Here is a 26,341-nt window from a genome sequence, read left to right on the forward strand (position 1 = left end):
ATATAATTATATCTTAATTTTATTTTTGGGAAGGGTAATTATGTTGAAAATTTTAAAACATATTTTTAGCTCGTTTTTGAAAAAAAGAACTATTTTTGTAGGTTTAACAACTCTAATTTTTTTCACAATTGGAGTTTTTACATTATTATCTACAACCACTAGCGCATATAACAAAAGATTAAATGATTATAAAAGGGTATCTGGACTTCAAGATGCTACAATTAACACTGATTTTAACTTTTTTGGAAATGCTGTCAACAACGGTTATACAAAACTTTCTGATGAAGTTTATGAAACCACAAATCAAAATCCTAACAAAAAACAATTAGTGATTAGTAATAATTTTGTTTCTTTAGCAGCGCTCAATAAATCGGAAGAAAATAAATATAAAAATAAATATATTTTAACTTCTGATTTATTAAATCAATTTTATTTAAATAATACCAACAACAATTCCTTAAACTCATTATTAATTAATGTTAAAAATAAAGATGTTGCTCCTATTTTTGAAAAAAATGGAGACAAATATCAAAAAATTAGCAAAACATATACTATAAATTCTTCAAATACTATTCATTTAGATAAATCTGATTATAAAATTGATGATGTAATTTTGTTTCACAAAGAATTTGATAAGTATGTTATTGATTTTGTAAATGATTTAGTTGTAAACGCTTTAACTAATCAAGCCACATTTAATACTGAATTAGCATCTAAATGACTTCAATCAAACATCGGTATTAAAGTTAATTCAGATGAGCTTTTAAAATTATTAGGATTAACAGTAAACTCTGAATCTAAAAAACTCGAACTTACTAATTCACAAGCAAGTACAACACAACAAACAACTAATAATTCACAAGCAATTGCTACAATAGTATTAGATAATACTGAACAAAAAATCACTTTTAATAAAACAAGTTTCAACTTAACTGAAACTCAAACATTAAATTCTTCTGATTTTTTTACTTTTGAACCTAACAAAGTTTTAAATTTAGATCCAGAATGAATTCAAAATATAGATTCAAAAGTCGAATATATTAATCATAGATTCAAACTAAAAGAACTAAATAATCCGGATAATTTTAGTGGTTTTATCAAACAGTATTTAACCTTATTAAAAGAAAATAATCCGGAAAAGTTTGCTAAAATAGAAAATATTCATTATTGAGAGAAAAAAACAATAACTACAACTGATAATATAAGTCAATTTAATTCTTCAAAAGTATCAATTGAAGATTTAAATACTCCAATTTTTCTATTAGACAACACAAACTCAAAAACAACACCAAAAACTACAACAATTGCAAAATTAGAAAACTTGAGCCAAGATGATATTTTAAGCTTAACAAAAGAGCAACTGGATGAATTATCGAATGCCAATGTTAAAGATGCAACATTTCTAAAAATTAGTGAAGATGTTCGTCACTTTGCAAATGCTTATCTTTATAAAAAATTACAACAATACAAACAAACTATTAATGGAAAACAACAAGAAGCTGTTCAAGCGATAGGTACTCGTGAATTTTTAACTCTCGACTTATCACAAAAAGATAAAAAAGAAGGTCGAAAAAATCAAATTATTCAATTTATAAATGCTGGAATTAGTCCTCAAAACTTTGATGAAATTGAAAATTTAGCAAATGGGTCTAAAGAAAAAGAATCAACTATCGATTTACCACAACAAGTTGGAAGACTATACAATGAAACTTTAAAATATAAAGACAAAAACAATAGCCCCTTATTTCCAGTAGCGAGCAAGAGTAATAACACTAATAACTCAAGTATTCCGCCTATTTATGCCGCACAAATTATAAATAATATATTTTCAGGAAATGCTGTTGATCCAAATTATTTGAATGTTGATGTATCATTTATAACATATCGTGATTTGAATATTGATCCGTCAATTCAAGTTGTAAAAAATCAACAAAAAGCTGTGTTATTACAACAAAACGGAACTAATAAAATAACACTAGACAAAGCGATTGTTTTAATTAGTCCTACACAATTTGGAGTAATTGAAAAACAAGGAAATCAATGAATTTTAACCCAGATTTTAGGAGATGCCTTCAATCCAGATTCTTCTCAATCTAAAGCTTCTGGAAATAGTGGTGTAGTACAACTTGCACAATACTTACAAAAAAATAACTATGAAATAAGTGGGAAAATAGGTCCTAATGGTTGACTACGTTCAAACGATGACTATTCCAATACAAAAACTGTTCCATTCATTTTTTATGCACCATCAACTGATGTTTTAAATGAAATTCAGCAAAAAAAAACAATAAATCTGCTATTCAGTCAACTTGCCAACTCTATTAATAACTCAGCTATTGTAGCACAAGGGTTCTTCTTAAAACCAGATGTTGATGCAATTGCTAAAGCTTTTGCACAATCTGCGCAAGATTTAAATGTTGTTTCTTTTTTCACTGGTGAAAACACTAACTACAATATTTTATATAAATGAGTCTTTAAGTCTTTAAAGTATTTAATTGATGATAATAGACCTACCATTATTAGAGACATTTTAATTAATTTTGTCGATAAAATGATTTCAAAAACACAACAAGAAAGTAATGTGTCAAATCAGCAAAGTTTATACTTAATTAAGCAATTACAATCATTAAGTTCTTTTTTAAAAATTTTTAATGTAAATATATTTGACTTACTATTTGCATCTACAACACCCGAACAATTGTCTAGAGCTATTAAAAACCCTATAATCTTATTACAAGGAATTAAACAAATAATTTATAGCATTGATTTTTCAACTTTTGTTTTAAAAATAAACCAATGATTGGCTCAAGATAAATTGAGTGAAAATAAAGTCAAAATCCTAACCAATGCCGATATTGCTCAAGCTTTTTTTAGTTCAATAAATAGTCAAAATTTCAAAGCAGGCTTAATTAACATAATTGATAATATAAATTTTGAAGCTATTATTTCAGCTAAAGTTATGAGTAACGGCAATGGAAAAAGTTTTGTAGGATTTCTTGTTCAACCTTTACTTAACAAAATAGCAAAAGAAAAACAACAAGAATTTTTAAAATTTTTAAATAAATTAAATAACAAAAAAGACCAAAACTTCACTAATATTAATGAAGGTTTAAAAAATTTAGTAATAAATTTCGACTTAGAAACCTTTACTAAAAACTTACAACTAGCATCCACTAGTGTGACAGAGAGTTCAACTAAAACTATAACTAACAATGGGCAAAAAAGTCAACAAATTATTCAATTTCAAAAAAATTACATTTCAACTAATGGTATTTTAGTTGCATTACTTACAACTTTTTTCAAAGATGAGTATACTAGACAAAACACTATAAATCAAATTATTAAAATTTTCAACATTTCAGACAAAATCGAAAGAGAAGGAAGTGATGATTTTGGTTTGACTATTTTCAAACCAGCAAAAGATGAAAATAAAATTGATATTTTTGATTTACAGAATTTAAGTTCTTTTCTTTCAGGTGATACAAATTTAGATGAAACTATTGAAAGGCTAACAACAAAATTCGCTATTAACAAAACCTTGCTTGCAAAAGACTTAACTCCTGATGAAAATAAATTTATAATTAATTTTTTAAATTTCGAACTACCAGGTAATAATAATTTAGCAAATAAATTAACTGCTTTTAACAAAATTTATGATCTTTTTAAAGTTAAAAATTTCAAAAAGATTGGAAAGGGTAAAAATCCTTTATTACAAAATTTATTTAGATCACCTGGATCACCAGCCTTTAGTGGATTAGCTTCTATAGGTGATTATTACTATCAATTAACAAAATCTACAACCGAAGCGTCCACAAGCAAGATAAGTTATCCGGATGAAAAAAGCAAACCAATTTACACAATTGCTTCTAAACAATTAATACAAGATATTCAGTCAAAATATATTCAAAATCCTAATAGCATTATTGGTGATGCAATAAAAACTTTTGATTTCTGAATTCGTTTTTCAATCGAAAATAATCTAAACACACAAGATCTTCGTTCAGCGTTTGAATTGTTATATGAGGAAGCAACTAATTCGACAACTCAACTATCCCAAAAATTAAACTCCACAGATTTATTTGGTACTCATAATTTGAAAAGTACAAAAGCATTAATTGAAGGATTTCCATTACCTTCAAATTCTTTGGTAAAACCTTATCAAACAGCTAATCAATTATTTGAAAACTCAGGAGCTTTAACACTGTTTTTAAATAAAAACCCTATTTTTCAAAAACATTTTACAACACCATTGGGAACATCAACATTAGCAAAATGATTAATATCAAATAAAGTCGATTTTGTTGAAAATTTAGGATTATTAGCTTTTTACAAACAACACTATCCATTTGATATCAACTTCGCTATTGCTGTAAAACAAGTTGTAGAACAATATTTACTAAACACAAATGCACCTTTGTCTGAACTAGATAAAATTATTTTAAAAAGTTTAATTACAAATTTCGCATCTATAAACCCTCTAATTCAAGGTTTAAATTTAAATTTAAAAGGTTTATCTACAATTTTTGCTGCACAATTACCTCAAATCGCTCTTTGATTTAGTGTTAATCCAGATGCAACTAGCGAATCTCAAGCAAATGCTGGGAATTTAGCCTTTATTTTACTTCATAGATTACCTCTTGCCTCACAACTAAAATCCACTGACCATCCTATTGGTATTATCGATTTATTTGCAACCCTAAAAAGTAATTTAGCTCAACAAAAAATTTCAGATTCTAAACAACCTAATTTTAGTATTGACTACTATTATCTCAATTGAATTGGCAAACAACTTAGCGATGAAACTCAAGGTGAATTTTTCGGAATTAGCCTTGGTAATTTCTACTACCAAATCTTAAATAACACTTTAGTTACTAAATCATTTTATAATCTAGTTAATGTTAATGATAATCGAGCTTATGTTATTAAAATCAATGAAGCTTTCTTAAAAGCAAATAATAAAGAAGTTTACACTGGCAAAATAGGGCAAACTAGTGAGGAAATTGAACAACAAATTGCTTCTTTAGATCCTAAATATATACTTGAAGCTGGTGGTTTAAAATACATTATTGTTGGTACTGATTTTACTGCTGATTATTTATACCCGGTTTTAGACGAAAAAAATCTTCAAGTCGACCCTACAAACCAAGTTCTTGGTTATGTAAACAAATGGGGGTTTGATAAAGCTCGTTATTCTTTTAGAACAACACCTGTTAAATCTTACTTACTAGTCAAACTAAAACCAGGAGCCTCATTTAATAAATTTAAAAAAGATGTTGATGAATTAATGACTCAAAACTTTGGAGAGAGCAAACTAGAAAGAGTCTATGGTGCTACGCAAGTTGACTTTTTAAATCCAGAACGATCATTAAGAATTTCAGTAGCTACTCAAATTATCAATGGATTTAAAACTATCAACATTTACCTAACACTCTTTTTATCTATTTTAGTCATTTTTGCTGTTGCTTTTATTACCAAACGTTTTATTAGTCAAAATAACAAAATATTAGGCTTATTAAGGGCTCAAGGTTACACATTATTTGAAATTGCAACCTCGTTTATTGCTATTTCCTTCTTCATTTCTTTTATTGGTGGTATTTTAGGATATCTGGTTGGATTTTTCTTAAAAATCCCCGTTATTAATTTAATTTCAGGATTTTGAGAATTTGATGTTAACTTATTTGGCTTTGAACCTATAACTTTTATTGTATCTATTTTAGGTCCTTTTGTAATTTTAACTTTACTCGTTTATGCAACTATTTTTTGAATATTGCGCCAAAAACCTTCCATGTTATTATCAGGTATGAGTGAAGTCAATACATCTCGTTTTGCTCAAAAAGTTGGCAAAACCTTCATGAAAGCTGGTGTGACTACTAAATTTTCTATATCATTAGTAGTTAACTCGATTTGAAAATTAATTTCTTTAATAGTTTCAATTGTATTAGTGCAATTTATTCTAATTTTTAGTTTGTCTTCACAAAACATATTTAGTAATGCTGTTAACAAAACTTATGAAAACCGAAATTATAACTATAAAGTAAATTTATTTACACCAACTCGCGAAGGTGGTCCGATTATTCCATATGATCCTAAAAATGTAGCAAACTCACTTTATGTGCCAAGTGGAGATGTAGGTGAAATTAATCAAAGTGCAGGTACATATTTTGAACCCGGAAAAGCAACTGTTATGGGGTCAAAAGGTCAAAATGGTCACCTTCAACCAAATCAACCTATTTTAATAACTTATTCATCTCTTAATTTAAAAACAGGTAGTGCAAATGGAACAACAATTTTCGACATTGTTCTTGGTCAATTACCTGAAGCTCTTAAAAATAATATTTTTAGCATTTCAAATAAAGTCATTGAACAAATGGAACAAAGTCAAGACCTCAAAGTTGAAAAACGTAATGGTGTTGATTTTGTCTACAAAGGAACACCTCCTAATTACGAACCTTATTTTAAATTTATCAAGGATCAAGATAGTAATCAAGGACGCTTTTGATATTTCCAGTACAATAATAAAATAAACAACTATCAAGCTAGTGAAGTTTCTATTTTTGGTGGTAATAGAAATGCTTACCGTAATTTCTTAGTAGATTCTTATCTAAGTCCATCAGTAAGTAAAGATTTTTTAATTTCATTTGGTGGAATTGATTTTGATAAAAATAAAGATGAAGTTTACACATATTTGGAAACAAATTATAGTAGCGGTCCTTCACAAGAGTCAGGACTAAAAATTTATGGATATGATGTAAATAGCAAATTAGTTTCAATAGTTGATGAAAATGGTAAAAATTTACTAAAAGTTATTGATAATAACTTTGCCCAAAATTCTAATCAACCATACCCAATAGCTGTTAATCAAGTTTTTGCCAAAAAACATGGTGTAGGAATTGGAAGTATAATCGATCTTCCTATTCTTAACTCTATAAATCGTTTTACAGACTTTATTAACCATGAAGAAGCAAAAAAAGTTAAATTTAAAATTGTGGGAATTTCAAACACTTTTATTAATTCTGAATTAATTACAACAAACACTGTTGCTAATAAAATTTTAGGCTTAGATTCATTCAACTCTGCTTTAGCACCTTACAATGTAGAACCATTTAATGGTATTTTGATTAAAGGTGGACAAATTGACCAACTTACATCTTCATTTGGACTTTATGCTCCATCTGGTTATTGAGCAGGACAACCAGATATTGATGCAAATAAAATAACAGAAGATGATGCCGCTGGATTTTTTGCAAAAATATTCGCTTTCAGCCCATCTAATGACAATAATATTGGATTAATGCAACAAAAACACTACAGTAAAAAACAGATTGTAGAAGTCATTAATTGAAACAAACTAAATGATCCACAAGATTGAAAAATTAATGATTCAACTGATCTTTCTTACCAAAACTTAACTAATAGAAATTTTGTAAATCAAAATATCGGAATTATTAGACAAGCTCTCCAAAATTTCAACCAAATTTATGGTAAATCCTTATACCAAATCGAAACTCAAGGTGTTGAGGCAAGAAATATCGAAGTTAACTTTATATCTAATTTTGGTAGCTTATTTGGTTCAGGAATTAATTTAATTGTTATCATATTCCTTGTAGTTGCCGTAATTATTTTGTTGATTATATCTTCATCCATCATCAATGAAAATGAAAGAAATATTGCAATACTAAGTATTATTGGATACTCAAATTGAACTAAGATTAAATTGTTTTTTGGAATCTACCTTCCAATTGTTTTAATTGGTTCTCTACTTTCTGTTCCAATTGTATTAGGAGCGATGTCTATTTTTAACAATTTAATTTTAGCAAGCAACTCTATTTATCTAGCCCTTGGATTGACAGCTGGTATATTCATAGCAGCTCTTGTGATAGTTGCAATTATATTCACCATTACATTAGGGGCTTCTTGATACATTCTAAATCGCAAAAAAGCTGTTATGACATTAAAAGAACAAGATTAAAATAGGAAGTAAATATGAATTTTAAATTTTGAAATATATTTAGCAAAAAACACAAAGCATTAAAAAAACAAAACATTCTTGAAACTATCAAAAACCAAGATACACCCTTAACTAATAAGCAACTAAAAGCTATTAAAAAAGCGAATGATTGACCTTTGATTAAACAAGGTGAAATTGATACTAAGAACTCACCAAATTGCATTATAGATTTTAAAAATGTTTCTAAATATTATATTTTTGGAAGCGTTGTTACTAAGGTTTTTACCGATATCAACTTCCATGTTAAAGAAGGTGACTTCGCTATTCTTAGCGGAAAATCCGGTTCTGGTAAATCCACAATTTTAAATCTGATGTCTGGTTTAGATAGAGCTTCTGAGGGACAAATTATTGTTGATGGAAATAATCTTTCGTATTTAAAAAATTGGGAATTAACTAAATTTAGACGTGAAAATATTTCTTTTATTTTTCAATCATACAATTTGTTAAACAACATCAATAGTTATGATAATGTTGAAGTTGGAGCTTATTTGCAAAAAGATAAATCCAAAATTTTAAATATTGATGAACTATTTAAAGAATTCGAACTTGAAGAAGTTAAGTTCAAGTTCCCTTCACAAATGTCAGGTGGCCAACAACAACGTATTTCCATTTTAAGAGCTCTTATTAAAAATGCAAAAATTATTTTTGCTGATGAACCAACAGGAGCCCTTGATGAAACAAACACAAATATTGTGTTAAAAATTTTAAAAGAAATTAATAAAAAATACAAAACTACAATAATCATGGTTAGCCACGATGATGATATGAAGCCACTTGCTAATCTTTTAATACAAGTGGAAAAAGGAACAGTCAAAACTATTCGACAGGAAGCGATGACATTTGAAGAGTTTATTGCTAAAAAAGAAAAAGAACAATTATCAATTCAACAAAATATCAATCCTAAAATGGAAGAATTAAAAGTTACAGAACTTCCTCATATTGAAGAAAAAATACTTTAGTTCAAGTTATAAAGTGGTGTTGATTCAATTTTGTTAAACCAAATTTTTTTAATAAAATCTACTTTTTTGATAGATTTTCCTAATATTAATAATCTACTTAATTTTGTGTTAGTATATGAAAGAGCTGTATAAAAATGGCAATAGTCATGTTTATATAAATCGCTTTTACTATTTTTATTCAAACCTATAATAGCGTATCTTTTATTTTCAAATCACATCAAACCACGAAAAAAATTTAAATGCTGTGATAAGTTAACATTTGAAAGAACCAAGGTTTTTAACGTTACACCTTCTAAAAATAACAAATATTTTCCTCAAACAAATATTTTAGCTTCAATTTGACTTATGATAGCACTTGTAGTTTTAGAGAGATTTTTATCTTTCATTTTTTTTACAAATTTTCCACTTTTAATTCAAATATTAATTTTATTTGCAGATCAATCTTTAAAATAAGCTAATTTCTTTAGCCCAAGTGCGTGAGGAAAATCTAAAATATTCATTTGTATGGATAAATTTGGTTCACTTTCACTATAAATAACTTTAACATTTCGAATTTCATTGGTAATTTTTTGGTATCGAAAATAATAGTTTTCTATTTTATGTCTTCAATCTAAATTGCTAATTTCTGTTTTCATACTTGATTAATTAACAAAAATTGACAGAAATTCATTAAAAGCAAAAAATAAATAAACTTTTTGTAGGTTTTGTGCTATTTTTTACTCAAAAAAAAAATTAATTAATCTTTTTTTGAGTAAAATTTATATAATCACAAAAGCAACGCTAGGATATTTATGAAATTAATAAAAATTGAAATAGAAGGATTTAAATCCTTTGCAGACCCTGTTAGCATATCATTCGATGGTTCTGTTGTAGGTATTGTTGGTCCTAATGGGTCTGGTAAATCTAACATTAACGATGCAATTCGTTGAGTTTTAGGTGAAAAATCAGCTAAACAGCTACGTGGTTCTAATATGGACGATGTTATTTTCGCTGGTTCAAAAACAGTCAAGGCACTTGATAGAGCAATGGTGCGCTTAACTTTTCAAGATCTTTCTAGAGTTGACGAGTCATCACAAATTTTTACAATTGCTCGTGTTTTAAAACGTGGAGAGGGAACTAATGAATATCTTTTCAACGGACAACCTGTTCGTTATAAAGATATCAGAAATTTAGCTGTTGAATCTGGAATTTCTAAGTCTTCACTTGCCATAATTTCACAAGGGACCATTAGCGAAATTGCTGAAGCAACTCCCGAACAAAGAAAAGCTGTAATTGAAGAAGTTGCAGGAACTGCAAAGTACAAACTAGACAAACAAGAAGCACTAACAAAACTAGACCAAACTCAAAATGCACTTGAAAAAATAGATATTAAAATTAAAGAATTAGAACGACAAACTAAAAATCTTGAAAAACAAGCAGAAAATGCAAAAATTTATCTTGAAAAATCTAAAGCTCTTGAATCTGTTGAAGTGGCTTTAATTGTAGCTGATCTTAATAATTTTTTAAATAAATTTGATGTCTTAAAAAGTGAAATTCAAGATCTTTCAAATAATGAAAAGTTTAGTAATGATGAATTAGACAAACAACAACAAATAATTGTTAAAAACATTGAAATTAAAAATGAACTAGAAAAGCAACTTAGTGAAATTCAACAACAAATTAACTCATACAAAGATAAAATTAATCAAATCAACATTGAACAAGCTAAAGCCGAAAGCATGCGTGAAATGATTCTTTCAGGTCAAATTCAAGTCGATTTTAAACAAAAATTAGAAGCTTTGCGTAGTGAATATGCACAAACTCAAACAACTATCCAAAGTACAGAAAAGCAAATTAATAATTTAGAAAATCAAAGATATTCTATTGAAAAACAGCAAAATGAATTGTCAAGTTCTAAGCAAGATATCGATTCCAATTTGCGTAAAATTATTAATTTTAAATCACAAGCTGAAGCACACATAAACCAACTTAAAACACAACTTGAAAGGCAATCTTTTTTACCTAAAGGAACAAAAACTATTATTGACAACAAACACTTGTTCGATGGTTATTGTGGAATTGTTTCTGAACTTATCCAAATTAAACCAGAATATGTTAGTGCGATTGAAAGTGCAATTGGACCAGCATTAAAACAAATAGTTACAAATGGTTCAGAAGACGCTGTTCAAGCTGTTAACTTTTTGAAGAAAAATGCAAGCGGAACAGCTACATTTATTCCTCTTTCTTCAGTAAAGGGTAGAACAGTTAATGAATCTCATATGTTAGCAGTTCGTGGGCAAAAAGGCTTTATAAATGTAGCAATTAACTTAGTTTCTTTTGAAAACAAATATCAAATTTTAGCTGAATTTTTACTTGGTTCTATTTTAGTTGTTGACACAATTGAAACCGCTAATAGAATTGCTAAAATTATTGACTTTAAGTATGTTATTGTTACCTTAGATGGTGATTTAGTTCGTCCTAGTGGAACTATCACAGGAGGGCAAAAAGTTAAAACTGATTCTGTATTTAGCATACAGCAACAAATTGATGAACTTGAAAGTAAATATGAGTTTTACACCAAAAAAGAAAGTGAATTATACAACGTTTTATATCAAAAAGAAACTGAAATTAAAAATTTAAATAGTCAAACTAACAATTTAAATATTGAAATTGCAAGATTAAAAGATAACTTATCAAATTTAAATAATAAATTGTTTAAAATTCAAGCTGATAATGCACAATATAGTAAAGATCAAGAAGATTTTAAAAACTCGGATTCAATAATTGAAGATAACTTTCTTACCAAACTAGAATTAGAAAACACGTTAAGTTCTTTGGAATTGACACACAAATCACAGGCTGAGAGATTGTCTAGTTTAGCTGAAGAAATCAATGAAATGCAAATTGAAAATAAAAAATTATCAGATAAACAAAGGCAATTTAATAATAGCTTAAATGATAAAAGAACTCAATTAAATAAACTAGATATGTTGATTAATGACTTGCAAAGCAAGTTATCTCAAAAATATGGTTTAACTTTCGAAAACGCTTCACAAAATTACAATCTTGAAATTGAAATTGATGACGCTCGTCGTTTTGTTGATGCCTTAAATGCTGAAATTAAGGCTTTAGGTAATGTTAACTTAAATGCTATTGAAGATTTTGAAACTACAAAAGAAAGATTTGACAAACTTTTAGCAAATCAAGAAGAGTTAGAAACCGCTAAGTCTAAAATTCTTGAAGCTATTAGTGATTTAGACAAAATCATTATTAATAAAACTATGGAAGTATTAGAAATGGTTAATTCAGAATTCAATCTTGTTTTCCAAAACATGTTTGGAGGTGGAAGTGCCAAAATTTACTTCACAGACAAAAATGATATTTTAAATTCTGGAGTTGAAATTAGTGCTCAACCACCTGGTAAAACCATCAAAAATCTAAAATTATTTTCAGGTGGAGAAAAAGCAATTATTGCAATTTCATTGTTGTTTTCAATCATCAAAGCTAGACCAATACCACTTTGCATTCTAGATGAAGTTGAAGCTGCGCTTGATGAATCAAATGTTATTCGCTATGTAGAATTCTTAAAACAATTAAAAGCAAATACTCAATTTTTAATTATCACTCACCGTCATGGAACAATGTCTAGGGTCGATCAATTACTTGGTGTAACAATGCAAAAACGTGGAGTAACATCTATTTTTTCTATTGAGCTTTCTAAAGCCAAAGAGTTACTTAAAGACGAGATGCAATAAATTATCTTAAATTTGGCACAAATGGAAACATTTTGTGCTTTTTATTTAAATAATTCACTTTAAGTAACTATTATAAATTATTTATTTTTTCGTTTTAAAAGTAAAAATTTTATTTAAAACATTGTTAAATTCAAAATTTAATGCTTTTTAGTATTAATTTATAACTTTTTTTTATAATTAACAATAAAACAAATTAACACATTTTTATAGCAACCAAAAGGAAATTTTATGTTTGATAATTCGAATAAAAAAGATATTATTTTAAAAAATATTAACAATTGAAAAACTAAACTCTTGGACTTAAGTACTAGAAATAAAACTATTAATTTTAGCATGAAAGAAACCAAATCAACTCCCTCTCAATTGGAAATTCTTATTCCTGATTTTAATAATTTTATTAGTACAATCCTAGATTCAAACAAACAAAATTTTGATATAGTTAGCTATAAAAGCAAACAAATCAGTTCAAAAGATGTTAAAAATTTTTATTCATTTAGAGTAGAGTCAACTAACGAAATTGAAAAACGCAACCAAATTATGCAAGGCAAAATTTATGGTGAATTTGGTGGTGAATATGTTAATTTAGTTATTGATAAAATTTATAAAAATTACAAAAAATTTCAAGAAGAATATTCAATTGATATTTTATTTTTAACATTTGGACTTCTTGAGTGATATGACTCACCCTACACTGATGAGAAAAAGTTTGCTCCACTTTTATTTTTACCAGTAGATCTTAAAAAAGTTGGCAATAATTGGACTTTAGTTATTAAAAAAGAAAACCTACTTGCACAAAATGAAGCTCTTGTTATGAAATTCAAAAAAGAATTTAGCATAAACATAAACATTGATGCTGATGTTCTTGAAGGTAAAGGTAATATTTTGTCTACTCTTGAGCAATTTAATAGTTTGATTTTAGACCAAATTCAAGACAAACGTTGAAAAATACATAACAAAATTTTCTTATCTAATTTCGATTTTAGTAATATTCATACTTACAAAGATTTAAGTGAAAATACTAATAATGTTATTCATAGCCCGTTTTGTCAACACATTATGGGGGAAAGTAACACTTTAGATACAGATATTAGAACAATTAATGAAAAAAATATCAACGAAAAAATAAATATCGAAGATGATTTTAAAATTTTAGATGCCGATTCTTCTCAAGAAATTGCCATAAAACAAGCTGTTGCTGGTAAAAGTTTTATATTACAAGGACCTCCAGGAACAGGGAAATCACAAACAATTACAAATATTATTACTGAATTAATTTCTCGTGGTAAAAAAGTTTTATTTTTAGCTGCAAAAAGAACAGCTTTAGATGTTGTTTACAATAACTTAAAAAAAGTTCATTTAGATAAATTTGCTATTCCTATTTATGACTTAGCAGTTGATAAAAAAGAAATTATTAATGAAATAATACAACTTTCAAATGAATCTAATCACAGTTTGTTAAGCGAATCTAATTTAAGAAATTTTATAAAAAATCATAATCAAGTACAAGAAATTCTTGAAAAATATGGTTCTATTTTAACGAAATCTTTTGGTCCCGAAGGATTAAACTTATATAACTATATTGGTAAATTTTCTGAACTAGATTCTATACCTGATTTGAATTTTCAAATTGAAGATAGTCCTTGAAAAATGAGTAATTCAAAATTTGAGGATACACTAAATACAATTGATAGATTTTTTCAATCATACCAGGCTATTAATTTTGATTGAAAAAAACATCAATGATTAGGTCTAAATGTTATAGATATCAATGAAAAAGAAGAAATTTTTAATAATTTAGATAATATTTTAGAGATTGCTGCTCAAACAAGACAACAAATTATAGATTTGGGATTGCAAAGAAACAAAAATATTCTTGAGAATAATTTCATTGCCTCCGTGTTTGCAATTCACCATCTAGTTAATTTTTATAATAGTTTAAAATTTGAGCAAAATTTTGATTCAAACATTGATATTAATAACATTATAATTCAAATAAAAGAGTTAAAGAATATAGTTAAAGCAAAACAACAATTAGTTTCAGAACTTCTACAAATATGAAGTAATGTTGAGTTTTTAGAGCAAAAAAACGCTAGACAAATTTATGAAACAACAACAAATAAATCTAAAAGTTCCTTTAGATTTTTGTCAGGATCATGAAAAGAAGTTAGTCTTCTTTTTAAAAGTAATTTAAAAGAAAATTTAGAGTTAAAAAATATTGATTTAATACAAGAATCTGAAAAATTTGTTAACTTAGAGGATTACAATAAAAGTATTAAAAAAATGATCGACCAACTTCCTTTCAAACCTGATTTAATGGATTTGGAAAGAATAGAACAAGGTTTTGAACAAATTGAAAATGCGATGGAAGAATTTGAAATTCATCATTCAATATTTAAATTGTTAAGTATGTCTTATCACAATTCTAGAATTGTTAACTTTCTAGAAAAATTTGTTTTAAGAATTCAGTTGTTGATGAATAAATTTGATAAATCTTTATTGAATTTTAAAGACATTAGTTTTCAATCATTTAACAATAAAATAGAAGGATTTATTAAATTTAAATCTCAATTTGATGACTATGTAAGATTTAATTTTTATAAAAATTCTTTACAAAATTTAAATTGTGATAACTTTTTTGAAGAAATTTTAGAATCTAACTTAACTAGTGATTTTAAAAAAATTTATTTAAAACAATTTTATAAAAAACTTATTGAACACACAATTAAAACTGAAATTCCTTATTATGATTCTATTTATCTAAACAATAATTTAAATTTATTTAGAACGCGTGATCAGGAAATTATTAAAAATAATATTGCTAAAATTGCTTTTAACTTAGAAAAAAATATTAAAGAATTTTTAGCTTCAGCAAATTCTAATCCACAGTACATGCAACTAAAAAAAGAAGCCGCAAAACAAACTTCCAAAATTTCATTTAGACAACTTTTTGCTAACTCTTTAGATTTTATTTTAAACGTAAAACCTTGTTTAATGCTTTCTCCACTTGTTGTTAGTTGGTTATTTAAAAATTTAGACTTTAAATTTGATGTAATTATTTTTGACGAGGCATCACAAATTAGACCTGAAATTGCCATCACTTCACTTTACCGTGGCAAACAAGTTATCATCGCTGGTGACAAAGAACAAATGCCACCATCTAATTTCTTTGTTTCAAATTATGAAGATGAAGATAGCTTTGATGAAAATAATTTAAGTGCTGAAGATGATTTTTCAAATGGTTTTGACTCTGTTCTAAATTTAGGAGAAGCTATCTTAGATTCTATCGAACTTAAGTGACACTATCGGTCAGAATTTGAAGAACTAATTTATACTTCTAAAGAAAATATCTATAAAAGTCTCAAAACTTTTGCAAATGCAAGGCAACCACAACTAAATGAAGGTTTAAGGTTTGTTTATGCACAACCTGATTTAGCAACCAAAATCAGTGATGAACAAAATATTATCAACAAGTCTTTTGAAATTCTCAAAAAACTTATAAACAAATATCAAAATAAAGCTTCAATTGGTTTTGTTGTATTAAACTCAGAAGTACAACAAAAAGTTGAACGTGAAATTGAAAAATTCAAATTAAATAATCCTAAATATAAATTTTTCTTTGAATCTCAAACGGATAGTCCTTTTTTTGTCAAAAACATTGAAACTGTTCAAGGTGATGAGCGTGACTTTATTATTTTCCTAATTGAAGGAAAAAGAAATAGCGACTCTAGAATTGGTTTATCATTTGGAGCAATAAATAGAAATTTTGGATACAAGAGATTAAATGTTGCCATTACTCGTGCTAAAAAAGGTATGTTTTTAATTTCTAACTTTAAAAGTGATGAAGTTGATTGATTTAAAAGCGATAATCGTGGAATCAAATTACTCGAACAATTTTTTAAGAATGCGGAATTTGGAATAAAACCAGTTGAAAACACAACAATTGATAAAACAAATTCAATTTTTGCAAACCAAGTTTATTTAAAATTAAAAGAAAAAGGTTTTAATGTTCACAAACAGGTTGGTTCATCATCTCAATATATTGACTTAGCTGTTGTTGATAGCAAAAATTCCAACCACTATGTTTTAGGAATTGAATGCGATGGTACTACCTACAAACAATCAAAAACTAGTCGAGATCGTGATAGACTTCGTCAACAAGTTTTTGAACGTAGAGGTTGAAATATTCATAGAATTTGATCTATAGATTGATTTAAAAATACTGAAGAACAACTTCAATTAATTGTTAACAAACTTATTAATTTGGGAACTTATCCAGAAAAATCAAATAATAATTCCGCTATAAAATCAAACAATGATGATAGCTTCAATTTGAGAGATTTTTCTTCTGCTAATTTGTTTGAAGAATTTCCAAATATTGATGAAATTGTTGATGTTTTTGCAAACAAAAATGATACAAATTCATTTTATCAAGCTGATTCAAAACACAAAAGCTTAATAATTAAACAAATTTTAGACAAAACTGGACCAATTCTATACAACAAACTTGCAACAATTATCAAAAATTGAATGCACGAAACTAGAATAAGTCCTTCTTTTAAGGAGAAAATAAATAATTGAGTATTGCCTGTTGCCAAAATTGAAGATAATTTCATTCTCCCATTGGACGCTAATTTTCACTTTAGACAAAGTAAAACACCATCTACTCAAAGAAATATTTTAGAAATTCATGATAACGAACTTAAACATTGTATTTTAACAATTTTTGAGCACAATAATATAGCTATTAGTTTAAGCGAAATTACTAGGGAAATTTGCAACCGTACTCAAAATAATTTTAGAGCAGTGTTTAGTCAAAAAATTAAAGAAGTTTTTGAAGAACTAAAGGAAGAAAATAAAATTTTGGAAGTTAGTTTTGAAATATATAGACTCTCAAATTAACTAAATAATAAAACTATTATGGATTGAATTCGATTTAAACATTACTTAAAATTATCAACAAGCCAACCTTATTTTATTTGAAATAAAGTTAGCAATTTAGATAAAAAAGATTTGAATGAAGATTTGAATGAAGATGATTTGGAAGAGAATGAACTTTTATGAAATTTTGATAGTTTTTTTGAAGCAGAACTAGAAAATTATGTGGACATTCATATAAATGTTTTTAAAAATTTTACAAATTATTTTTTTGAATTTGTAAAACAAAATTATCAACAAAAAATTTGTGTTGTTAGTTCTGCTAAAACGGAACTTGCTATAGAACAAACTAAAAATTTTATGTTAGATGATTCTTGCGAAATAATTTTATGACCTACTTTTAATTTTAAAAATGCAATTTCCAAGCCAGATGTTTTTATTAAAAAAACTAAAGAAATTGGTCACCTAAAAATAAGTTCTTCTACTTCAATCAAGGAATTTTTGCGTTCTCATTGAGATTTTTGAATTAGCACTTATAGCTTAAGAGAAACTTTAAATATTAAATTCCCTATTGAAAATATAGCTATTTTTATTTTAGATACTGTTGAAAAACCAAAGGCTAAACAAATAGAATTTGCTAAGCTAAACCACATTAGTTACAACAAAACTACAAAAAAACCTAGTCAAACAGAGATAAAAAGTGGACAATATTCTACTTTTTTTCTTAAAAAAATAGCTAAACAAATGGGAATTACTGCCAAACAATTTAATGATATTAATTACATGAATGCTAACAAAATTTTTACTCATGTTTACAAAGGGAGTATAAATAAAGGATGATCAAACAAAAATAAAAGTGACATTTATATTCCAATGATAGATATTTTAGATGCTTTAGAGATGATTGAAGAAGCAAAAAATGCAACAACTTTTGTTCAACCCCTAGCAATAGATAATGGAGAATTTGCAAAAAATAGCGATTTTAATCAGATCGTTTCTCAAACATTACCTGAAATAGATGGATTTAGTGGTAACTTAATTAAAAGCAATATTATTATTGAATTAAAAAATAAACCCGAAATGCTTCAAAATTGAATTAATAATTCTTTTTGATTCAATTTTTTTAAACAAAAGAATCAAATAATTGTCAATGATAAACCAAGTATTGATGTTTTTTTAGACAAGCTAAAAAATAGTGAAAAAATTGTTTGATTTGATTTTGAAGCCTTTAGCTTACCTTATCCTGCAATTCATTTTAGCCAACCATACCAACAACTAATTTTCCAAGCTTCCGTTATTGTTACAGAAAATGGCAAAGAAATAGAACAAAATTTTGAAAATCGAAATTTTGTTGTTGATCCAAAAAACTATAAATGACAAGATTGTTTTGAAATTATTGACAAAATTTATGATAATACTGCCGATTTATATGTAGTATTCAATAAAAGTTATGAGCACTCTAAGTTGAAAGAAATGCTCAATCTTATACATGATAATTTAAGTTCTCAATTCGAAAAGCACATTGTAATTGAAAAAATGGAATCATACACTCGAAAAGTCAATGAAATCATTGACAAAACAATAGATTTAAAAGATCCCTTTGCAAAAGGGTGAATGGTCGTTTCTGACTTAAAAGGATTTTTTTCAATTAAAAAAATCGAAAACTTCATAACTAAATATAGTTATGAATTAACACATTTGATAACACCTTATAAAAAACTAAAAGTGCAAAATGGCCTGATGGCTATGCAAAAAGGTATTGAAAGATATTTGGGTTTAATTGGTGATAATGAATGAGTAGGTGTTAAAAAACATCTTCAAGATTATTGTCAAAATGATGTAGTAGCTATGATTATGGTTTATGATTTCTTAATATTTGTGATTGAAAATATTGATATATCTGAGAATATCAAAGTTCAGAATTTTATTCCTGTAAAACTCTAATTAGCACTCTTTTTTTAAAAGCACTTTCACAAATGCATCAAATAAAGGATGGGGTGAAAGAGGTTTAGATTCAAATTCAGGATGATATTGAACTCCAATGTAAAAGTCTTTAGTTTTATCTTCGCATGATTCAACCAATCCTGTTTGTTTTTCAAAACCACTAAAATAAAAATTTTCATCTGAAATCTGATTAATATATTTTTTAACAACTTCAAAGCGATGTCTATGACGTTCTGATACAAGTTGCTTACCATAAATTTGTGCAATTTTACTATTTTCTAAAAATCGAATATCGTAACTACCCAAACGCAGTGTTCCGCCCAACTGTAATGCATGTCCATTTTCTTTGTTATAATCTAAAACACTTGTTTGATCTGGCTGATCTTTTAAAAATTCTGCTGAATTAGCATTTAAAATACCTTTATGTCTTGCATAAGCAACAGTCATTGCTTGCATTCCTAAACATATTCCAAAAGTAGGAATATTATTTGAATGTAAAAATGTTGCAGATGCGACTTTAATTTCAAAGCCACGGTAACCAAAACCTGGCAAAATTAAGGCGCCATTATATTCTTTTAATTTATTTAAGTCAAAAGGATATTCTCCCGATGTATCTATAAAATCTACATTAATCTCACAATTATTGTATGCACCCGCAAAATTTAGTGCTTCTAAAATAGATTTATAGGCATCCTTAAATTCAATATATTTTCCAAGCGCTGCTATTTTGACACAGTGTTCTTTTTTTGAAAGCATTTTTTGATTAAATTCATTTCATAATCTCAAATCAGGCTCAACAAAATCTAAACCAAAATATTCTAAAATAATTTCTAAAACATTAGATTGTCTTAATAGTTCTGGTAAAGAATAAATATTAGCTAAATTGGGAATGGCAATAACATTCTTAGTTGACATTCAACTAGATTTGGCTACTTTTTGACAAACATATTCATCAGTTTGAGTGCTATCCAGACGAACAAAAACTAAATTTGGTTTAATCCCCAAAGTATTTAAATTAGCAATGGAAAATTGTGTTGGTTTAGTTTTAAAGTCCTGCGATGTTGATAAAAATGGAACATATGTTGTGTGAATAAAAAAAGCATCCTTATAATCAGACTCTGCCGCCATTTGTGAAGCAGCAAAATAAAATGGATTCGATTCCATGTCTCCAACAGTTCCACCGATTTCAACTAAAACAAAATCAGTTTTATGTTTATCAGCCACCCCTTTAATATAGTTCATAATTTCATCTGTAACATTTGGGATTCATTGAACTGTTTTACCCTTATATTCACCACGGCGCTCTTTTTCAATAACCGAAAGTAAAATTTTTCCTGTAGTATGATTCGAATCTTTAGAAAAATTTTGATTAGTAAAACGTTCATAGTGCCCAAGATCTAAATCAGTTTCGCCACCATCAGACGTAACATAAACTTCTCCATGTTCATAGGGAGATAAAACTCCTGGATCAACATTTAAATAAGGATCTAACTTTAAAATAAAAACTGAAAAATTAGCAGCTTTAAGCAAATTTGCCACAGATGCAACAGCAACTCCTTTACCAACCCCAGATAAAACACCACCTGTAATAAAAATAAATTTTGCCATAAATTTCCTTACCTAAAAAAATTAAATTATATAAAAAGTTGCAATTATTTTGCAACTTCAATGATAAAAAATGACTTTTTGCCTTTTTTGATTAGTAAACGATTTTGTTCATCCAAAAGATCGAGACTTAAATCCTCATTTTTTTGAATTTTTACTCCATTAATTTCTAGGGCATTATCACTAATAAACTCTCTTAATTCTCTTTTAGAACTAAAAATTTTGCTTTCAAGCATAACATCTATATTAAATTCTTTAACTTGAAAAAATGGTAAAACTTTAGTAAGTTCTGTTTTTTCTTCTTGATTTATCATTTCATAACTAATTTTACCAAATAAAATATTACTAATTTTATGAGCAAGGTCTAAACCTTTTTGACCATGTATATCAAAAACAATTTCTTCAGAAACTCTTTTTTGTAATAAACGAGCTTTTTTATTTAAATTATGTTCACTTATTAAATTTTTTATATCATTTAAGCTAGAAAAAGATAGCATCATCATAATTTTTTCTGCTTGTTCATCACTTTGGTTGTATAAAAATTGATAAAGTTTGTAAGGACTAAACATTTGCCCATCAAGTCACATAGGTTCTCCACCAAATGTTTTACCAAATTTTCGGCCTTGTTCATCTGTGAGTAAATTAGTTGTAAAAACAAAAGAATTAGTTTCACCAATAGTTTTTTTAATAATATCCAATCCAGTTACCATGTTTCCTCATTGATCAGAACCCCCACCTTGACCAACAACATTTAGATTTTCGTATAAATACTTAAAATCTCATCCTTGAATTAATTGATAACTAAATTCTGTAAAAGATAAACCACTTTGAATTCTAGTTGCAATAGAATCTTTAGCTAGTAGGTAAGCGATATTGATAGTTTTACCAATGTCTCGTAAAAAATCAATAACCGTCATTTCCTGATAAATTTGAAAATTATCAAAAACTTCTAAACCAAAACTTTCAAGTTGTTTGATAATTTTTGCTTTATTAGCTAGTAATGTTTTAGAATCTAACAAAACTCTTTCCTTGGATGCAAAAGATGGATCTCCAATCATACCTGTTGCCCCACCAACTATTGCTATAGTTTCAATACCTAATTTTTGAAAACGTTTTAAAACACTAATTGCTATGTAATTTCCAAGATGAAGTGATTGGGCAGTTGGATCAAAACCAATGTAAATTTTTTGACCCTTTTTAATATTTATGAATTTTTCTTCATCACTAATATCTTTTATGATATTTCTTTTTTTTAGTTCAGTTATAAATGCTTTGATTTTATTATTTTTTTTTAAATCCTCTGGAAAACTGGATAAATTAACATGACAATATCCTTGAGGATTTTTTTCCAAATATTTTTGATGATATTCTTCAGCTATTGTTAAGTCTTTAACTAAGTCGAATTCTAAAACATTATCACGTCTTTCAGAATCAACAAATTTTTTATTGAACTCTAAAAAAATATTTAAATCTTCTTGATTTTTTGCATAAACACCACAACGATATTGAATACCTTTATCGCCCCCTTGTTTATTTAAACTATATGGATCTACTATTTTTAAAAATAAATTTCAAATTGTTTCTGAACTAATTTCCTTTAAATCATAATTTATTTCAACAACTTCTACGTGTCCTGAATTTTGGCACACCTGCTTATAACTAACACCTTCAAATCCACCATTTAAATAAGCAACTCGAGTTGAAATCACTCCCTTGGCTTGATCAAAAAACGCTTGAGCTCCTCAAAAACATCCTGCAGCTAAATAAATTGTTTTCATTTTTTGTCCTTTTTTACTATTTTTTCTTTAGTAACATTTTTATTTCTTCATCATAGATTGGTTGATTGTCCACTCATGGTGTTTCCAAAATAATAGGAATATTATCAAACAAGGGCTCATGCACTATTTTTTGCAAAGTTGCCAATCCTATTTTGCCTTTATCTATATTAGCATGTCTATCGTGATGTGAACCTAATTCATTTTGCGAATCATTTAGGTGAATTACTTTTAAATAATTTAGCATTCTTGTAGATTTTAAAAGTGTTATAAATTCCTCATAATTATGCAAATTATAACCTGCATCCCATACATGACAAGTGTCCAAACAAATTGCAACCCTTGGTGAATCGATGGATTCAACAATATAAACTAATTCTTCAAAAGTTGTACCAATTTCAGTCCCTTTTCCAGCCATTGTTTCAATACATATAACAACATCTTTTGTTTGTGATATCACAAATTTAAGAGATTCAATAAGTTGTTCAACTGATGCTTGGCGACTAAAAGTTGTATAGGAACCTGGATGAAGAACAAGATATTTGGCTCCTATATGATTCATTCGATTAATTTCCTCAATCAAAAACTTGTTAGCAAATTCAGCCTTAACTAAACTTGCATTATTGATAATATACGGTGCATGAATCACAATGTCTTCTGGAGGAATCATTTTAGAATACATTTTTTGGTAATCCTCTAAACGATAATTACTAACACTAATTCTTTTTGAGGTTTGTGGAGCTCCTAAAAAAATCATCATTGTATTAGCTTTGTTTGCCACAGAATCACTACTTGCTCCAACTAAATACAATGGTTTTTTAAAAGAAACATGAGAACCTAATTTAATCATAATCACCTCTAATATTAACAAAAATTTCATTTTGTCAAAAAATTGTTGTTTTAACTTTTGGAAAATATTGTTTTAATATTTGCTGAATATCAAGCGCAAAATATTGTTCAACTAAATGGCCAAGTTGTAAAACATTTATTTTTTTAGCATCAATAGAGATTCAATCAGACCATTTTAAATCTGATGTTAAAACTAAATCGGCTTTATATTTTTTAGCAGCTAAAACCGCTTCAATTCCACCACTCCCTGGCAAAATAGCTATTTTTTTTATAGCAAAATTTTTCATAACATTTGATTGTAAATTTAAAATTTTTAAATTTTGATTTATAGCTTTAACTACTGAATTAAAATTAGTTTTTACATCAACAATTAAATTATAATGATCAATTGCTTTTTTGTTATGTACTTCTAATCCAAGATTATTTAAGATTGAATTAGCTGTTCCATGGTTTGTTGAATCATAATTTGTATGTATAGTGTAAACAAAAATTCCTTCTTTACACAACTTTGAATAAATTGTTTTTTTATGTGGTGCTTTTTTGTATTCATCTTTTTTTGTTTCATGAAAGAAAAATGGGTGATGAATAATAATTAAATCTACTTTTTTTCCGATTGCATCATCACATACTTTTTGAGTTAAATCTAACGCAACTAAAACATTGCTAATTTTTTTGTCAATACCTAAAATTTCTACCCCTTGAGTATCTCATGAAGCTGCAAACTGTGATTGAAATTTAGATTCCAAAAAATTAATTACATCTATTGTTGTAGTAAGTTTGGAATTTGTATTCATTTTAATTAAAAGAAATCCTTGTGCATTCAACGACGATATAATGGTTTTAATTTTTTAATAATTTTAGTCTCAATTTGACGAATTCTCTCTTTAGTTACTTTTCGTAATTCTGCCATTTCATCAAAAGAATGCGGTTTGTATTGGTTTCCATTTTCATCTTCGCTGATTCCAAAACGACGAAAAATAAAATCTTGTTCATCTAAGTCTAAATTTTCTTTAATAATACTTACAAGCATTTTCCCACGTTCTTCACGCTCTGCATACTCAACTGGAGAAATAACACTTTCATCTTTGATAAAATCTGAAAAAGAACTATCTTCTTCTTTACCAATAGTTTTATCAAGAGAAATAGGTTCAATGTTGATTCTACGAATATGCTGAACTTTTTCAGCAGTAAAATCCCCTCCCAAACGAGCAGCAATTTCTTCCGCTGACGGGTTAAGTCCTGTTTCTTGTTGTAATTCTCTATCTATTTTATTTATTTTATTTATGGTTTCAACCATATGAACCGGTATTCTAACTAATCTTGCTTGATCTGCTACTGCGCGAGTGATTGCTTGACGAATTCACCATGTAGCATATGTACTAAATTTAAATCCTTTAGTACGATCAAATTTTGATACAGCCTTCATAATCCCTAAATTTCCTTCTGAAATTAGGTCTATAAAACTAAGCCCTCTATTTTTATATCGCTTAGCATTATTAATAACAAGTCTTAAATTACGTTTGACTAATGTGTCTCTAGCTTTTTTGCCAACTCTACCTGGTTGTTGCATTTTGATAGTTAATTCCTGCTCTTCTTCAGCAGTTAATAATTTACCATATTTTCCAATTCAACGCATGTATCATTTGATAATATCATTAGTGTCTGAAAGTTTGTTTCGATAAGTGTCATCACTATAAATTTTAGTGCGTCTATGGTTAATGCTATCTTCATCTAAATGGTCAAGTTTACTTGGCTCTTGAATTAATAGAGCCTCATCAATGCTATCTTCATCTTCGTCATAATTATCAAAATCATCTTCGTCATCAAATTTATTTTTGCTTTTTTCATTTTCGAATTTGAAACTAGCATATTCCGATAATTCTCTAACTTCAATATTTTCCAAATCTAATTCATCTGTTTGACTACTTAAGATTTTTTCCCTAATTAAAACAGCATACATATCATCAATTTGATCTTCATAAATCTGAAGATTCTTTTTTTCTAAAAATTGATAAACTTCTTCATTTGTTAGATAAACTTCTTCATTTTTCTTGATCTCTTTAGATTTAAGCAATTTTTTTCTTTTTTTATCTAAAACTTTATTAAGAGCACTAATTAAAGAATAATAAGTTTGATCTTCTGGATTAAAAGAATCTGTTTTTAACTTATTTTCTGTTTTTTTGGTTGTTTTAGGTTTGCTAGTATTTGAATTAGATTTTTTTGTAATTTTAGTTTTGCTACTTTTTGCTTTTTGTTTATCCAAATTCGCCAAAGAATCTTTCTCGATTGATTTAGATTTTTTTGATTTAACTGCTTTTGTTTCGATTTCAGACTCAATAGTTAATTTTTTAGAATTTTTGATTTCAGATTTTAATTTTTTAGTTTTTGACTCTTTTTTTTGTAAATCATCTACTTTAAATTTAGACTTATTTGTACTTTTGGTTGTTTTTGTAACTTTTTTATCCAAACTTGTTGAATTTGTTTCTTTTAAAGATTTAGATATTTTAACTTTAGTAGCTTTTTCTATATTATTATCTAAGCTTTTTTCTTTCAAAGTTAATTTTTTTTTAGTTTCTTTTGATGCCATAAAAC

Annotated in this window: 11 protein-coding genes and 1 pseudogene; 5 read left to right on the forward strand and 7 right to left on the reverse strand. The window is 27.2% G+C overall.

The features are described from left to right. Positions 1-40: 40 nt before the first annotated feature. Positions 41-7,969 (forward strand): ABC transporter permease, encoded by a 7,929-nt coding sequence (locus ACJHWB_RS02320; RefSeq protein WP_483132894.1) that lies wholly within the window; start codon positions 41-43, stop codon positions 7,967-7,969. 14 nt (positions 7,970-7,983) lie between these two features. Continuing rightward, the gene (locus tag ACJHWB_RS02325) at positions 7,984-8,967 is read left to right on the forward strand and encodes an ABC transporter ATP-binding protein (protein WP_483132895.1); all 984 of its coding nucleotides are present in this window, start codon (positions 7,984-7,986) and stop codon (positions 8,965-8,967) included. Here the strand turns inward: ACJHWB_RS02325 and ACJHWB_RS02330 are convergent. Then, positions 8,964-9,602 carry a hypothetical protein gene (locus tag ACJHWB_RS02330; RefSeq protein WP_483132896.1) on the reverse strand — a complete coding sequence of 213 codons (639 nt, stop codon included), beginning with the start codon at positions 9,600-9,602 and terminating at the stop codon, positions 8,964-8,966. The two genes, ACJHWB_RS02325 and ACJHWB_RS02330, sit on opposite strands and share 4 nt — an antisense overlap. A 156-nt stretch (positions 9,603-9,758) precedes the next feature. Between ACJHWB_RS02330 and ACJHWB_RS02335 the strand changes: the two genes are divergently transcribed. The 3 genes from ACJHWB_RS02335 (at position 9,759) to ACJHWB_RS02345 (ending at position 19,520) form a co-directional block, all read left to right on the forward strand. Beyond that, on the forward strand, positions 9,759-12,701 hold the full coding sequence (locus ACJHWB_RS02335) for an AAA family ATPase (RefSeq protein ID WP_483132897.1): 2,943 nt from the start codon (positions 9,759-9,761) through the stop codon (positions 12,699-12,701). A 228-nt stretch (positions 12,702-12,929) separates the two neighbouring features. Further along, positions 12,930-17,600 (forward strand): DUF4011 domain-containing protein, encoded by a 4,671-nt coding sequence (locus ACJHWB_RS02340; protein ID WP_483132898.1) that lies wholly within the window; start codon positions 12,930-12,932, stop codon positions 17,598-17,600. Between the two features lie 18 nt (positions 17,601-17,618). Next, positions 17,619-19,520 (forward strand): DUF2779 domain-containing protein, encoded by a 1,902-nt coding sequence (locus ACJHWB_RS02345; protein ID WP_483132899.1) that lies wholly within the window; start codon positions 17,619-17,621, stop codon positions 19,518-19,520. Here ACJHWB_RS02345 and ACJHWB_RS02350 read toward each other — a convergent pair whose 3' ends face one another. From ACJHWB_RS02350 to ACJHWB_RS02375, 6 genes and pseudogenes are all read right to left on the reverse strand, one after another. Further along, a complete protein-coding gene (locus ACJHWB_RS02350; protein ID WP_483132900.1) occupies positions 19,521-21,128 on the reverse strand; it encodes a CTP synthase in 1,608 nt (535 codons plus the stop codon). It lies immediately after the preceding gene. A gap of 44 nt (positions 21,129-21,172) precedes the next feature. After that, positions 21,173-22,420 (reverse strand): tyrosine--tRNA ligase, encoded by a 1,248-nt coding sequence (gene tyrS / locus ACJHWB_RS02355; RefSeq protein WP_483133004.1) that lies wholly within the window; start codon positions 22,418-22,420, stop codon positions 21,173-21,175. Between the two features lie 39 nt (positions 22,421-22,459). Next, positions 22,460-22,903 (reverse strand): annotated as a pseudogene (msrA, locus tag ACJHWB_RS02360) (peptide-methionine (S)-S-oxide reductase MsrA); the annotation flags it as partial. 16 nt (positions 22,904-22,919) lie between these two features. Beyond that, positions 22,920-23,750 (reverse strand): deoxyribonuclease IV, encoded by an 831-nt coding sequence (locus tag ACJHWB_RS02365; RefSeq protein ID WP_483132901.1) that lies wholly within the window; start codon positions 23,748-23,750, stop codon positions 22,920-22,922. Continuing rightward, the gene (locus tag ACJHWB_RS02370) at positions 23,743-24,543 is read right to left on the reverse strand and encodes a Nif3-like dinuclear metal center hexameric protein (protein ID WP_483132902.1); all 801 of its coding nucleotides are present in this window, start codon (positions 24,541-24,543) and stop codon (positions 23,743-23,745) included. Before ACJHWB_RS02370 ends, ACJHWB_RS02365 begins: the two co-directional genes overlap by 8 nt. Before the next feature lie 5 nt (positions 24,544-24,548). After that, the gene (locus tag ACJHWB_RS02375; RefSeq protein ID WP_483132903.1) at positions 24,549-26,336 is read right to left on the reverse strand and encodes an RNA polymerase sigma factor; all 1,788 of its coding nucleotides are present in this window, start codon (positions 26,334-26,336) and stop codon (positions 24,549-24,551) included. Between the last annotated feature and the right edge of the window lie 5 nt (positions 26,337-26,341).

It is taken from the genome of Mesomycoplasma sp. (assembly GCF_056854695.1).